At 38.3% G+C, this 13,276-nt stretch carries 13 protein-coding genes; 1 reads left to right on the top strand and 12 read right to left on the bottom strand.

Annotation, left to right across the window (positions count from 1 at the left end; translation table 11 throughout):
- Positions 1 to 10: 10 nt before the first annotated feature.
- Positions 11 to 310, bottom strand: a complete 300-nt coding sequence (locus BPR_RS15645; RefSeq protein WP_167531179.1) for a hypothetical protein — start codon at positions 308 to 310, stop codon at positions 11 to 13.
- 710 nt (positions 311 to 1,020) lie between these two features.
- On the opposite strand from BPR_RS15645, the gene ltrA reads away from it, so the two are divergent.
- On the top strand, positions 1,021 to 2,421 hold the full coding sequence (ltrA, locus tag BPR_RS15640; protein WP_013282450.1) for a group II intron reverse transcriptase/maturase: 1,401 nt from the start codon (positions 1,021 to 1,023) through the stop codon (positions 2,419 to 2,421).
- A 221-nt stretch (positions 2,422 to 2,642) separates the two neighbouring features.
- On the opposite strand, the gene BPR_RS20100 is transcribed toward ltrA, so the two are convergent.
- The 11 genes from BPR_RS20100 to BPR_RS15590 all read right to left on the bottom strand — a co-directional run bounded on the left by BPR_RS20100 (position 2,643) and on the right by BPR_RS15590 (position 13,265).
- Positions 2,643 to 4,421 carry an HNH endonuclease gene (locus BPR_RS20100; protein WP_013282449.1) on the bottom strand — a complete coding sequence of 593 codons (1,779 nt, stop codon included), beginning with the start codon at positions 4,419 to 4,421 and terminating at the stop codon, positions 2,643 to 2,645.
- A gap of 462 nt (positions 4,422 to 4,883) precedes the next feature.
- Positions 4,884 to 5,240, bottom strand: coding sequence for a response regulator (locus BPR_RS15630; RefSeq protein WP_242662263.1), 357 nt, complete (start codon positions 5,238 to 5,240; stop codon positions 4,884 to 4,886).
- Positions 5,241 to 5,486: 246 nt separating this feature from the next.
- Positions 5,487 to 6,371 carry a DnaB-like helicase C-terminal domain-containing protein gene (locus BPR_RS15625; protein WP_013282447.1) on the bottom strand — a complete coding sequence of 295 codons (885 nt, stop codon included), beginning with the start codon at positions 6,369 to 6,371 and terminating at the stop codon, positions 5,487 to 5,489.
- A gap of 122 nt (positions 6,372 to 6,493) precedes the next feature.
- Positions 6,494 to 7,330 carry a hypothetical protein gene (locus tag BPR_RS15620; protein ID WP_013282446.1) on the bottom strand — a complete coding sequence of 279 codons (837 nt, stop codon included), beginning with the start codon at positions 7,328 to 7,330 and terminating at the stop codon, positions 6,494 to 6,496.
- Positions 7,331 to 7,356: 26 nt separating this feature from the next.
- On the bottom strand, positions 7,357 to 7,929 hold the full coding sequence (locus tag BPR_RS15615; protein ID WP_013282445.1) for a hypothetical protein: 573 nt from the start codon (positions 7,927 to 7,929) through the stop codon (positions 7,357 to 7,359).
- A gap of 55 nt (positions 7,930 to 7,984) precedes the next feature.
- Positions 7,985 to 9,019 (bottom strand): hypothetical protein, encoded by a 1,035-nt coding sequence (locus BPR_RS15610; RefSeq protein ID WP_013282444.1) that lies wholly within the window; start codon positions 9,017 to 9,019, stop codon positions 7,985 to 7,987.
- Positions 9,020 to 9,041: 22 nt separating this feature from the next.
- Positions 9,042 to 11,114: an AAA family ATPase gene (locus BPR_RS20095; RefSeq protein ID WP_013282443.1), complete on the bottom strand. Its 2,073-nt coding sequence runs from the start codon at positions 11,112 to 11,114 to the stop codon at positions 9,042 to 9,044.
- Positions 11,114 to 11,251 (bottom strand): hypothetical protein, encoded by a 138-nt coding sequence (locus BPR_RS20775; RefSeq protein WP_154649889.1) that lies wholly within the window; start codon positions 11,249 to 11,251, stop codon positions 11,114 to 11,116. Before BPR_RS20775 ends, BPR_RS20095 begins: the two co-directional genes overlap by 1 nt.
- 51 nt (positions 11,252 to 11,302) lie before the next feature.
- Entirely contained in the window at positions 11,303 to 11,530 is a 228-nt protein-coding gene (locus BPR_RS15600) for a hypothetical protein (RefSeq protein WP_042258320.1), read from the bottom strand.
- Between the two features lie 138 nt (positions 11,531 to 11,668).
- Positions 11,669 to 12,670, bottom strand: a complete 1,002-nt coding sequence (locus tag BPR_RS15595) for a helix-turn-helix transcriptional regulator (protein ID WP_013282441.1) — start codon at positions 12,668 to 12,670, stop codon at positions 11,669 to 11,671.
- A gap of 40 nt (positions 12,671 to 12,710) precedes the next feature.
- The gene (locus BPR_RS15590) at positions 12,711 to 13,265 is read right to left on the bottom strand and encodes a hypothetical protein (RefSeq protein ID WP_013282440.1); all 555 of its coding nucleotides are present in this window, start codon (positions 13,263 to 13,265) and stop codon (positions 12,711 to 12,713) included.
- Between the last annotated feature and the right edge of the window lie 11 nt (positions 13,266 to 13,276).

Below are 13,276 nucleotides of genomic sequence, written 5' to 3'. Positions count from 1 at the left end.
ATAATTTTTTTCATTCTTTGCAATTATCAGTAATACTCTTTAGTTCCAGTACACCCACATCAAGGATGTTTGCCTGTATAAACAACTCCTGCTCTACGTGTCCTATCTTGCCCTCTATCTGGACATGTTCGCCCTCTGATAATTCCTCAAATATATATTCCAGACACATATTTTGAATTTCGGATCGCTTATTTCGTCTCACCAAGTCATAATATTTCCCGGTTACAGACTGGCGAGCAGTATTATATTTGGAATCTGCGTCAACCAAATAGAAATTGGCATCCCCAAATTCATCGCTTAGATATGACATGTCAATGTACTGGTCAAAAAGATTCTAGCCATCGAAGTCCATCCAAAAGGTCCTATATTTATGTTTACTGCCCTTTTCAGCATTGCTTTGTGGTGCTGGCATTCTTTTATGAAATCTGCTTTGTCTTATCATAGATGCTTTCGATGCAATGTAATCTTTATCATATGTGAATTGTCAAGGTGCTCCAGTCTCAAAAGAGGCTGGGGTATATTTTATGAGCAAAAGCCCTTGCACCTGTTAACATGCATTGCGGGATAGTGCAATCCGCCGGATTATTTTGCGCTTAGTGCGCCCAGCAAAGGGCATGGCATTTAATGGGTGGAAATCCCATTTGGTAAGGTCTAGCCAACCACCAATAGCGACCTTGAACATGCGTTGGTAACAGCGTAGGTTAAGCGTAGGAAGTTAGGCGATAGGGTCATAAGGCATGTTAGCCCCGAAATAAATTAAGATGGTGTGCCGACGTAATTAAGCGATGCGGAAGGCAACACGCGTGCAATTGCTAATGGCGAAGATTGCCGCGACGCCACGGGGTTGAGAGTCAGCCATGTCGCACAATGGTGTCATGTCAACTGGGGAGAGCCTGTGACTTCCATATCAGGGCAAGTGTGAAGCCCCTAATGTATAAGTGGTATGCCCGACAACTCACGAAGGAGGGCAAATGAGTCATAGGCAGTCGGATGGCCGCATAGTACCGATGAAGGAGGGCAATGCCTCTGGAGGGAAGGCGAGAAAGGGCTATACCTCAAAGCCCTGCCATGCAAAGCTATATCTTTGAGGAAACATTATCCATACACAGAGGTGGAACAATAATGTTAACGAAATTGGAGAGAATATCGCAATTATCAAAAGAAAACCCTGAAATGGTCTTTACTTCCATTGGACATCTCATTGACAAGGAAATGTTAATGGAATGTCACAATAAGATGGAAAAGGATAAAGCCGTAGGAATCGACGGAGTAACAAAAGAGGAATACGGGAATAATCTTGATGAGAACCTTGATAGGCTAATAGCGAGTCTGAAGAAGAAATCATATAGGCCACAACCTGCAAAGAGAGTTGAGATACCAAAGGGAAATGGAAAGACCAGACCTTTAAGTATCTACTGTTATGAAGATAAGCTGGTACAAGAAGCGCTTAGGCGCATATTGGAAGCAGTCTTTGAACCTCATTTCTATGAGGAGATGATGGGATTCAGGAACGGCCGTAGCTGTCATATGGCACTAAGAAAACTAAATTCTATGATTGAGAAACAGAAGACAAACTATATACTTGACGCCGATATTAAAGGGTTCTTCGACCATATCGACCATAGATGGGCAGTCAAATTTGTAGAGTCAAGGATTAAAGACCCGAACGTTATACGACTGGTTAGGCGGATGCTGAAATCAGGGATAATAAAGGACTTTCAATATGAGGAAACAGAAGAAGGTAGTGGACAAGGGTCGGTCTGTTCACCTGTCATAGCAAATATATACATGCATTACGTATTTCTGTGGTGGTTCAATGATGTTGTTAAGCCACAGTTGAGAGACTATGCAGGGGCGGTAGTTTATGCGGATGACTTTGTTGTATGCTTTCAGTACAAAGATGAAGCTGAACAATTCTACAAAAGGCTGAAACACAGAATGGAATACTTTGGACTGGAACTGGAAGAAAGCAAGAGTCGGCTGATTGAATTCGGTAGATTTGCCGAAAGAGACAGGCGAAACAGAGGGCAGGGAAAACCTGAAACCTTCGACTTTCTGGGTTTTACACACTACTGTTCCAAGAGTCGGAACGGGAAGTTCAGGGTGAAGAGGAAGACTAGCAAGAAAAAGTTCACAAAGAAATGCAAAGAAGTCAATCGATGGTTGGCTGATATGAGAACCTTGCCGTTACAGGAAATCATTAAGAGAGTGAACAGCATGCTAGTTGGATATTTCCATTACTACGGGATCACTGACAACTCAAAGGCTATATCTGATTTTAAATATATAGTACGAAAGCTTCTGTTCAAGTGGCTTAACCGCAGAAGCCAGCGGCGAAGTTATAACTGGGGCCAGTTCAACGATATGTTGAGAGACTACCCCCTTGCAACGCCCAGAACGTACGTCAGTATCTATGAATGATGGTTGTTGAATAATTTACTTTGCAAGGAGCCGGATGCGAGAAAGACGCACGTCCGGTTCTGTAGAGGGATAAGGGGAGAAATCCCCTTATCTACTCGACCAATGTAAAGCAGCCTTACGGACTTCTTCCTTTTGCTGCGCTCTTGTTGACCAACAAAAAAACTCCCTAGAAAGGGAGTTTTTTACCAATAAGATGAACAGAATCTTTTCCTACATCGAGGTTACGCAGTTATAAGCTTAGAACCTTTGCTTCTGTTACACTTCCAACAGAGAGTCTGCAGGTTATCTTCTTTTGTGAGACCGCCTTTTGCAATAGGAATAATGTGGTCTATCTCAAGAAGAAGGTTTGGCTCTGCGTGAGTTGAATTTCCGCACTGGCAGCATGTATAGTTATCACGCTCTTTTACCTGAGTCCTTAATTTTGATGTCATAAGGGCTCTTTGCTCTTTTGCAAGAGCCTGGGTTGTGAGCTTGCTTTCAAGACGGTTGATAAGCTCTGTGATATTTTCCTCATTCATAGGAACAGTAAATGAACGTTGCGCCATACCGCCATCGCTTGTATAAGCAAATTTATACTCAACGTTCAGAACAGCTTCATCAATTACTGCAAGACCTAATCTCTTATAAAATCCGTCTTCATCATTCTTTAGAACAAATTCAGGTACATTCTGTATATATTCATCATAGTCCTTTTTGTAGTTTTCTATGATCTCTTTGGCTTCTTTTAAAGTCTCAAGCTCTTCGATCAAAAGCTGCAGCTTCTCTATCTGAGACTTGTACTGGCTCTTGTTTGGATAAAAGTATTTAATGACATAATCCATAGGATTATTTTCTGCGCTTCCAAAGACTGTAGATGATACTTCTGCAGTAAATGGGGTGATGCTCTTTTTATATGCTCTTACATAATTGTATTCATCATTTGTTTCTGTTTCGTTCCTTGATACTCTTGTACCGAACAGTTTTGAGATGGATTCCGCCTTTTCTTCAATATACTCATTAAAGTCTTTGCGGGATTGTGTCAGATTATCACATGTTTCCTTTATCTTCGCAAAATCATCTGACGCATAATAATCGCTGATCTTCTTATCATCTTCAACGAGTTTTGTTACCTGATCAGATATTGAGGAGATAAAATTACCAATCATCTCCCACTCTTCACTTTCAAGCTCTTTTATTTTCTGTATACTATTGATGGTTCTGTCAAACAGACTCTGTATGAGCGTGTCGAGCTCGTTTGCCTTTGATTTAACTACAAGCTCTTCCTTTGCGCTATTCGCAAAATCAATGATCGCATTTACTTTTTCATAATACGATTTTTTCTTTTCCTCAAGAGCTTCTTTTTCCTGCTGTTTTAAGAATTTGTTATATTCACCTTTTGACATAAGGTATTCAGGATGAGCTGCTATCTCATTTAACCTTCCAAGTGAAACAGTCATCATGTTGTTTGCGACGTTGTTCCCTGAAGCTGTCACATAAGAAACCAGAACTTTATACTCGCTGCGGATAATTTTGATGTATCTTTCAAGTTCTTCCGCTACATAATCATATAGCCTGTTCTCTTTATAATCATTATTTTGGAGAAAATGCGAAATGCATTTTGAAATACGCATTCTTGTTGTGGCTTTTTCTTTAGCATTATCAAGAACATTTGTTTCCTTGAAATATTTGAGGTCTGTATAACTGTCAAGTGCCTGGCGGCTCTTTACAACTACTCTGTCATCATACTCAGATATAAAAGCGTCGATGCTGCTGATATTAAGTGTATTTTGCAGTTTACCCTTTATCTCATTAAGAAGTTCGCCCTGTTCTTTTTTGATCTTCTTTTCTGTGATAGACATATAAGCGCTGAGTACCAGAACGCCTATGATACCAATCATGAACAGATAAGGATTAACAAGTGCAATGCTGAGCACAAAAGATAATGCTGTTACTACTGCGATTATTAACACTGTCTTCTTGGCTTTTTCGTCGTAATATTTTAGCTTTCCTGTTTTAGCCATTTTTATTTTTATTACTCCCTTCAGTTTGTTATTATTTCAGCCAAGAAATAATTCGTGGTTGAATTTGTACATATGGATTTTATCAAGAAAAGGACAACTTGTGAACTACCCATCACCCTTGGGTGTAGTGGGTTTTACGCTCACAAATCTAAATCATGTCCTGTATCAAGCGCTCCATATCTACAATAGGAGAAACAAAAAACGCCTTTTGGATCATCACACTTGCACCGGAAATCATCAGAAAATAAGCTCCCAAACTGGAAGCAAGAACAGTAATAGATGTGTATTTTTCAGATAACCTTATGAAATACTCTTTAAACTCACTTTCTGCTTCCCACGGATTATCTGATTTATAGTCAAAGCCGAATGTATCATAATCTGGAAAAAACGACTTAAACTGCTCTTGTAAACGGGATTATGATTGACTGAACTTGTCAATAACAATTTTCAGAAAATTCCTGTTCATACTGATTTATGCCTTTCAAAATAGTCTTTTATCTGGGAAACCAGTTCAGTTTTACCGGCGCTCTTTAATATATAGCCTTCAGGCTTTAAGGTAAGAACCTTGGTTACGCTCTCTTTATCACCTTTCCCTGTAAGGAAAAATACGGGAAGGTTTGAGGTTCCAACCTCGCTTCTTATCATTTCAAGTACCTGCGGTCCGCTTGTCACAGGCATTTCAAAGTCAAGAAGAATAAGGTCAGGCCTGTTCTTGGCAATATAAGTTATAGCCTGCATCCCGGAGCTTACGATGGTAACTCTGTAGTCATCTGAAAGCCAGTCCTTTACCATCTTAAGAAAAGACGCATCATCATCCACCAAAAGAATATTTTTCTTTAAAGCCTGCGCTTCTTGAACATCAAGCTTTCTAACATCAGCTTCTTTTATAAAATGAAAGCCCAGATAAGGATACAGAGCCTTCCTACAATATTTTGGTTATCGTTTGGTTATCTCTTGGCTATCATTTGGGTATCATTTTTGAAAAGTGCCATTATAATGGCATCTTACGAATTTCCGCCATTATCCATGCAATCACTTCGTCAGCTTACCTTAAAACCTCAATTCTCAGTACCCCTTTTCTAAGTTGCAATATTTCAAGTACTGCGGCAACCATAAAAGATCAATCTCTCCAGTATGTCCACTAATATTTTTCGCTATAGAAATCTCAGCAACACCCTTTTTCTCTGTATCTCGGTCATAATACTCATCATAGTGCAAAAGAACTATGGTATCAGCATATCTATCAATAGGCCCATATTCTCTTAAATCCGTTTCTCGCGGTTTCTTATCCTCTCTTTGTTCTAGAGTATCAGGGAGATTCGATACCAATACAATTGGTATTTCTAATAAAATAGCAGCATCTCTAAGTGTTTTTACTATTTCCAAATATCTATCCTTCGGATCAGAAGCTCCATCTACTTCTATAGATTGCAATGAATCAACAAAAATGACCTGTACACCATAGCAGATGGCAAACTGACAAAAACAATTGTAGAGATCATCAAGATTAAACTTGTCCAAATACATACATGGCGATTCATATAATATATCTGCATCGCTTAATAAATCAGCCGCTTCATTGACCCTTCCCATCTCTGTTGCGTTCAGTGGCTCAGTTTCTATATGCTTTATTTCAACATGAGCTTCCATGGCAAGTAACATGTTAACCAATTTCTCCGATCCTTCGCGTGCCATAAAAAGCCCCACCTTCATCTCATTAGCAAGAGCTATATGTTGAACACAATTTAAGATAAAAGAAGTTTTTCCCATTGCCGGGCGTCCTGCAATAATCGTTAATTCTGCAGGACGAAATCCTCCTGTTAGTTTATCAAAATCCCTAAAACCGGTTTTACAAGATCCCTCCTTGGCCCTTGTTATTCTGTTTTCCAAATTAAATTTAACATTATCTTTTAATGTGTACTCCTCATATACAAGGCGTGGCTCACTCATTTATTTGTCCTCCAAAAACGAACATAATATCTAGTTCCAAAGATATACTAATCTATATGCCCTACATTTTTTTGTACATAAAAAAGAAGAGCTCTTCACTCTTCTTTCTAGGATTATCAGCATTATTCTTTTGTTCTGACAAGAAGTCCATCTTTACTAATATCTGAAACATCAAATCTTGTTTTCAAAAAGCCTTTATCAAATTTATTGGGAATAATTGCAAAAGGCTCTACCGCCAATGCTTCTATTCCCCCTTTTAACTCATCAAATGTTTTAGGTATATCCGAGTACTCCAGGAAGGTCTGAACAACATCCACAAATGGCAACTCCCAGATTTTCTTTGCCAGTTCAATCAATGTGTTGATTTTAGATTCAACATAATGAATTTTACCGTTCTCATATGACAATAAATCTTCCTCCGGTATTATGATTTCGAATGTGAATACATCCTCTTCAGGGCTGTTGCAGATATAGGATCTTGTCTCCTGATTTCCGTCATAATCAAACAGCAGCTGAATATAATCATCCTTTAAATCATCTGTTCCGTACGGCCTAACATAACTTTCTTCAAGTTTTTTCTGATTGGTTTTTATTATATTTTCATATGATACATCGGTATAATCCCAAAACCCGCTCACAAACCTGAAACCCTGCGATGTAAGGAGCTCATAAAAATCTCTTACTATACTAGGGTAGATACTGCTTCTGCTACACTCAATGGTCATTGAAAAATAGTCATGCGCTCCACGATAGTCGGCCTCATCTTCAGTGATAACAAAAATGGAGTCCAGTTTTTTCAAAAAATCATCTTCCTCAATGTTGTATAGCAAATTATTATCATTGACTGTATTTAACACCAACTGACCAAACCTCAAATCTGGGCATTTTTCCCAGTGTTGAGCAATCTTTTCTAAAAATGGTCTTATCCTGTTGGGATCTCTAATTTCGTTTTCTCTCATATTGTTTGTTTTTATTTATGCTTTTCTTAATTCTCAAAAGGAACACATGGGATATTCTTTATAATTGCCTTTCTTTCCTTACCATCGGTATGCGGATATGCAATTACAAGATTCTTTATGATTATTGTACCTGCCTGTTCTAATAAATCTATTTTTTCTTGCGTTGTTAGTAGAATTACTTGTCCTGCCTTCTTATGGGGAATGTACAACTCTCGAAAAGCATCCCAATCTCCGCTATCATTTCCTGTTGTCTTTACGCTACCAAGATCGGTCTTTAACCCCTTTATGTTGCATAAGGCAGTTGGACCGTGTTCATGTATAACAGAAAAAGCTGATTCTCTCCAAATCATAACCTTGTACTTGGTCCTTTTGAAATTAGGGTCTTTTGAAAGATAATCTGATATTACTTCACACAACTGTTGGGACTGCTCCTCAGTAAGTGCATCATCAATAATTATTGCCCCTGTTTCATGTGCAGCGCTATCCTCACTCCTAACAAGAGCACCTTCTACACGTTTTGACCATCCATACTCCGTACTCTGAGGCAGCCTACGATCAAGAATCTTCTTAAGATTACTAGTAAATGTTCGTATTGACATAACTGCATCCCTCCTATAAGAAAATCTCTATAAATTATATCATTATCTCAATAATTCAGTCTGTCTGAGGCTTCAAACCTGCAAGAATTAGCCCCTCATCTGTATACCAGTTCTTTAGCATTACATCTTCCGCGAACTCATCAATAATCACTTTCCTATATGTCGTTAGTAGCAAATCGAGGCTTATCTTGTCCTTTTTATAATTACTAAGCGCTTTCAGCAAACGGCGTTTTCTATCAAATGGGCCCCTATATAACTCCAAATCCATGTAATTAAACATAACTTCACTATATATGCGTCCATCATCATCCTGAAACTGCCCCCATGCGTTCATGTCCGTTTCGTCACCACTACGCCCTTCTTTATATGACCTTTTCCCTTTCTCATCAAGCCCTGCAATAAACCAAGGAGTAATACCTTCAAGCACAAATGGTCCTTCTTCAAATCGCTGACCTGGATAAACATCTTCATCGAACCGAACAACAACATCTCCCTTTTCAAATGGTACAGGAAAATCAAACCACATTCCGTTGAAAAAAAAGTTCTCTATGTCCTGCTCCTGATCATCATAAGCCAAAGCAAATACATCCATTATTTTTTTGCGATTATTATAATGAATTGTCACAGAAGCCCCTGCATTATCGATAACATCCCGAGTGACTCTGACTTCAACAAGATTATCGATTTCATCATCTTCTAAATCGTCTTCAACACAAGCCCAACAGATATCTGCAGAAGAGTAAAGATGTTCTCCTACAGTCCAATCACTATCCTGTCCAAATAGGTATCTATATGAATATGCTACATTAGAGCCTTCTTCATTGAATCTAGCAATCCTACAATTCTCCATATCCATATATTCTTTTAGTGCCTCATGAAGACTAGATCTGTAACTGCAATTGCACCTCTCTGGAACCTCACAGTCATCCATGTTCTCAATAATCCAGTTCCAAGCTGCCATTTTTTCTTCCAAGGTATGCTTTCTACTCTGATAAACCAACCAGCTAGCTTCCAAAGGATTACACTCATAGCCAATCTTCTTGAGATACTCTTTAATATCTCGAGAATTAACATAATCAAGAACGTCCATCTTTTACCTCCAACTAATTGAATTAACAGTCCACCGAAAAGCCTATTTTCTTTGTTTCCTTAGTGCATTTGCTGGCATTCACTTCAAAGTCTTCTGCTTTCATTTCATTCAGCAGATCTCTTTTTATCTTTTTCCCTTTGTTCTCCTTGAGGATTCTGCTAGCTTGTGCCATCTCTGCCTGTTCAAGCAATGTTCTAACAAATCTTCCATTGCCAAATTCTGGTTTAGTACATACTTCCAAAAATATATCTTGGCATTTCTTCTTTGCATCATCACTCAATGAATATCCCTTTTGTTTTGCCATCAGCTCCAGAATCTCGCATAACTCATCAGCATTATAGTCGGGAAAATCTACATGAAATGCTATTCTGCTTCGCAGGCCCTCATTTTTATCAAGAAATGACTTCATTTTTTCAGGATATCCCGCAAAAATTACTATTGTTTCCTCTCTATTATTTTCCATCTCCTGAACAATAGTATTTATAGCCTCGTCACCAAAAGTATTGCTATCATCGACCAATGAATAAGCCTCATCTATGAATAATACTCCACCTTTCGCTTCTCGAAATTTGGCCCGCACAGTTCTCGCAGTCCATCCTACATATTTCCCAACCAGATCTGCTCTTCCACACTCTATAAATGTGTCACTCTCCGTCACGCCTTCTTTGTACAGAATTTCAGCCAAGAGCCTTGCTACAGTAGTTTTCGCTGATCCTGGATTCCCCGTAAATATCATGTGCATAGACTGCTTATTATTATCTATGCCCATCTGACTTCGCATTTTACGTATTTTTTCAGCATCAATGATATTCCCAATTATCTTTTTGACCTCAGAAAGGCCAACCATTTTCATTAGTTTCTCATAAGCTTCTTCATGGCATTCATCTGCTTCTATGGCAACACATGAAACTTTCTTATATGCCTTATACCAGGTATTCTTAAGACTGTCCTTATATAGCGTATTAACTGCAACATATGCTTCTCCAACAGTAAACAGGTCTCCCTCCGAAAGAGATTGCTCAACATCCTCGTCCTGTGTTTTAAGCCCACGCCTTTTGCATTCTTCCTTTATAAAATCCTTTACAACGTTTCTGCTAGCACTGCCCTCTCTTAGCTCAACTATGTCCATATTCTCCTGCATCTTGCTAAGAAGAGGCTTGGAGAATCCTGGGTGATTTGTTAATTCAACAAAGATAAATAAAGTGTTTAATTGATATTTTTCTGCCTGTGCCGTGAAATAATCTATCACTTCGTGGTAGGAAGATGCATAATTCCCGTGATCTTCTTCTGACCCAGACATATCTATTACTACTGCACCACCCCTGGCATTACTAAAAATGTTTTCCACATCTTCTTCGTCATAGCACAGATTGGTTATTTCACTTATTCTGCTGATTCGTTTCCCTAATAACCGCTTGTTTGACTTCAATGAAAGTGTAAGCACGTTAATAATGTCATCAGCTGCAGCCTTATTCGATGCGATTACCTCATAATGAACGGGGTTCCCATAATACTTTTTCGTGTTATCCTCTGAATAAATTCTTTCAATCTCATCCATCAAAGATTTATCAGCCAGTATCTTAGTAGCTTTCCTCCTAGCTTCTTTTAATGATATCTTTTTGTCCTCAAGCATTTCCTCTTTGATCTTGTATTGATTGTTTCCAAAGTAATCTAGTCCAAGCTCTTCAATTATTTCATGCGCGGGTTTAAGAAGATCTTTACGAGTGCCTCCGTACAGCAATTTGCAAAAATCTTCTACAGCAAACTCGTTTTGCTCAGAATATTTGATGTTTACGACATCAAAGTTCTTGTAAATATATTCAGATAAGTATTTCTTTGCCCCCTGCAAGGAACCATGTTCCAGGTCAATCGCAAAAGCAACACACAAGGTATTATTAGTAACACAATGAACAAAAATCGACGTTGACTTATTAGAGGTACACTTTATCCCAAGTTCTTCATTCAAAGCAGCAACCCTTCTATAACACGCTTCCTTTTCTCCCGGAGTAGAAGAATCATATGTTAGTTTGCGGTCTTCATTTACAAAAGGAATGCTCGTAGATTCGTATGTTACTAACACATTATAAAAGTTCATCAATCTACCTCCTCTGAAATAGAATCAAACTCGATGTCAGTTCTTGCATAGACTTTTAGGTCTTCGAGATTCCTCGGAGTATAACCGGTAACAGAAATCGAAAAAGCCACACCATCTATATCCATGTATAATTGCATCTTTATCCTCCTTCAAAACATATACGATGCTATTCCTGTTTCACATCGAATCTACAGCAGCCTCCAGCAATACTCCGCATACTCACGCCAATCCTGCATAGTAGTTTCCGCAGTTATTATGAATTCAGCTCCTGCCACAGTTGGAACCACTTTCCAGGGGTATACTATGTCTTCCTCGGATTTGATTTCGTTAAATTTCCAATGGATATGCTCAACACGGCTTTTTGTCGATCTAACAACTCCGTTATTGTCAATCAGTTTGAACTCATCAGTTAACATATGCGTCCTCCTCATGCATGAAACATCTACATCAACTCTTCTTTACACCCTTATATTAGCAAGAGGACTGTGCATTTTTTTGTACATAAAAAGAGCCCCTCTCGAGGCTCTAATATAAATCAATTCCAGTACTTATCACTATTTGCGGTATTTATCATTCATTTTGCTTATTTCCTCAGCAAGCTCTTCCCTAAGTTTTTGAGGCGACAGAATCTCTACATATGGTCCATATTGAAGCGCCCAATAGAAAATGGCATATTCATTGCACCGGACCATTACCTCCAGATTATCATCAGAACTATTAAGAATCTTAAAGTCTTTTCCAAACCAATCTACAAGCGTATCCATCATCGTCGGAGTGGTCCTAATTGTAACATTAAGGCTATCTCCACAGAACATATAGATATGTTCTGCCATGTGCTTGGAAAGGTTCAGCTGTCCTTCAAGGCCAACAACATCCTTCTGTGACTTAACCTTATCCGCTTGCATGACTACATCCATCATCTTATCAATTCTGTAGTAAACAATATCATCATATTTATCAAGGTTGCCTAAAAGGTAATATCTTCCGCCAGAAGCCACCATCTGATACGGATTTACAAGATAATCTTTCCCTTGATCGTGTAGTTTAAAATCTGTTCCATACTTACAGTATCGGAACCTTATTTTTCTCTTTTCATCGATTGCTTCATCTATTGCACTAACGTTATATAAAACCTGCTTATTTTCTGTCCTGTTCATGGTGGGAGTCGGTTTCACATGTGAAACTCTCATGTCAAAGTAGATGTTTCCAAATGACTTCAGCTTTTCTATAAGCCTCTTTGCATAAGCATCTGAAATAGTCTTTGAGAATAAGACAGAGTCTATTAGCAGCCTTAATTCTGCATCCTCGAACTCACGCCCCAAAAGATAGTATCCCTCTCCTTCTTCCATGGATATTTCATAACCCATATCGAGCAAAGACATTACATTTGCTTTTATGGATCTACGGTCTACTTTCTCAACACCATAATCAGACTTTAGTATCCTCATTATGGCTTGCTGTGTAAGCGGATGCTCTTCATCAGAGTATCTTTGCAGCACATCAAGAATCAGGATATTAAGCATCTTTTTTGTTTCAGTCCCATATACTTTCAACATAAAACAAATCCCCTTCCAAAGGATATATTCTTAAATCTAATCATTCTTCTATCCTTTGAAATTCTTTTATCAGCTTTTTGTATTTGGCCGCATATTTTTTATATCGCGCTACTACCTGCTTCTTTGTATCAGCATTAAATCTATCACTTACATATTTTCCAAACCATTCATTAGAATCATCAACAATAAATGGCGCAATGTTTTTTATATAATCGCTTAAAACCAGTACAAGCAACTCCTTTTTCTCTTCGTCATCATGAGAGTATATTTCCTGGTAAAAATGTCCACATTCCCAGATTTTTGAAGAAATGCCATATTTTTCTTTGTAACGTTCATACTTAAGAGTTTGATCACATACATCATCAAATATTTTACTGATGTCATTAATCCCTTCTATCTTGCGATTTAAAATGCCTATTGGATCACTTAAATACCCTTTTAATTCATCACAGAAACATTCCAGTAAAAGTTCTGTAACCCACGTCCAAACCATTCTGTATCCATCATCTTGGCCAATCAATAATTCAAGCAAACTCAACTCATTTTTATAATGTGCGCGGATACGCATAGTTTTGTTTTCTCTTAGATCTGACATATGCCCTCCTT

Origin of the sequence: Butyrivibrio proteoclasticus B316, assembly GCF_000145035.1 — a bacterium.
Lineage (GTDB): Bacteria > Bacillota > Clostridia > Lachnospirales > Lachnospiraceae > Butyrivibrio > Butyrivibrio proteoclasticus.
Note: the sequence above shows the minus strand (reverse complement) of the source record. Positions and strands in the feature narration are given on the sequence as shown.

Bases quoted from the DNA above. Each gene is read 5' to 3' on its own strand.
- BPR_RS15620 (WP_013282446.1), bottom strand. From the start codon at position 7,330: ATGAGAGAAAACGAAATTAGAGATCCCAACAGGATAAGACCATTTTTA.
- BPR_RS15600 (WP_042258320.1), bottom strand. From the start codon at position 11,530: ATGTTAACTGATGAGTTCAAACTGATTGACAATAACGGAGTTGTTAGA.
- BPR_RS20775 (WP_154649889.1), bottom strand. From the start codon at position 11,251: ATGCAATTATACATGGATATAGATGGTGTGGCTTTTTCGATTTCTGTT.
- BPR_RS15615 (WP_013282445.1), bottom strand. From the start codon at position 7,929: ATGTCAATACGAACATTTACTAGTAATCTTAAGAAGATTCTTGATCGT.
- BPR_RS15645 (WP_167531179.1), bottom strand. From the start codon at position 310: ATGTCATATCTAAGCGATGAATTTGGGGATGCCAATTTCTATTTGGTT.
- BPR_RS20095 (WP_013282443.1), bottom strand. From the start codon at position 11,114: ATGAACTTTTATAATGTGTTAGTAACATACGAATCTACGAGCATTCCT.
- BPR_RS15625 (WP_013282447.1), bottom strand. From the start codon at position 6,371: ATGAGTGAGCCACGCCTTGTATATGAGGAGTACACATTAAAAGATAAT.
- ltrA (WP_013282450.1), top strand. From the start codon at position 1,021: ATGCCTCTGGAGGGAAGGCGAGAAAGGGCTATACCTCAAAGCCCTGCC.
- BPR_RS15610 (WP_013282444.1), bottom strand. From the start codon at position 9,019: ATGGACGTTCTTGATTATGTTAATTCTCGAGATATTAAAGAGTATCTC.
- BPR_RS15595 (WP_013282441.1), bottom strand. From the start codon at position 12,670: ATGTTGAAAGTATATGGGACTGAAACAAAAAAGATGCTTAATATCCTG.
- BPR_RS15590 (WP_013282440.1), bottom strand. From the start codon at position 13,265: ATGTCAGATCTAAGAGAAAACAAAACTATGCGTATCCGCGCACATTAT.
- BPR_RS20100 (WP_013282449.1), bottom strand. From the start codon at position 4,421: ATGGCTAAAACAGGAAAGCTAAAATATTACGACGAAAAAGCCAAGAAG.